Annotated in this window: 1 protein-coding gene; it reads left to right on the top strand. The window is 56.7% G+C overall.

The genetic code is table 11. The annotated features are described in order from the left end of the window. On the top strand, positions 1–493 hold a 493-nt coding region (locus JNK74_30535; protein ID MBL7650506.1), incomplete at its 5' end, for a sigma-54-dependent Fis family transcriptional regulator. Positions 494–506: the final 13 nt, after the last annotated feature.

The raw sequence follows: 506 nt of genomic DNA, 5'->3' as shown, positions 1-506 counted from the left end.
TGATCTGCCCGATGGTTCCGGGCTGGAAACCCTGAGCCACATTACCCATCATCACCCCGAGGCCATTGTCATCATGGTCACGGCCAAAGGGTTGTTCGACAATGCCGTGCATGCCTTGCGCGGCGGCGCATTCGATTTCATCACCAAACCGGTCAATCTGCCCGAACTGGAAATCACGCTGCGCAATGGACTGGAAACGCGCAAACTGCGCAAAAAAATATCCATCCTGCGTCGCCAGCAAGCGCATCTCTTCAATTTCGAGCAACTGATTGGCAATTCGCCCGCGATGAAACAGTTGGTGTTGTTGGCGCGCAAAGTCGCCCAAAGCGAAGCGGCGGCAGTGCTGTTGCAAGGCGAAAGCGGAACCGGCAAGGAGCTGGTCGCCCGCGCGATTCATTACGGTTCGTCGCGCGCCGACTGTCCGTTTGTGCCGATCAACTGCGCGGCCATCCCCGCCACCTTGATTGAAAGCGAATTGTTCGTTCACGAATAAGGATCGTTCACCG

It is taken from the genome of Candidatus Hydrogenedentota bacterium, assembly GCA_016791475.1.
In the GTDB taxonomy this organism is placed as follows: Bacteria; Hydrogenedentota; Hydrogenedentia; order Hydrogenedentales; family JAEUWI01; genus JAEUWI01.
This window is presented reverse-complemented; position numbering and strand designations above follow the sequence as displayed.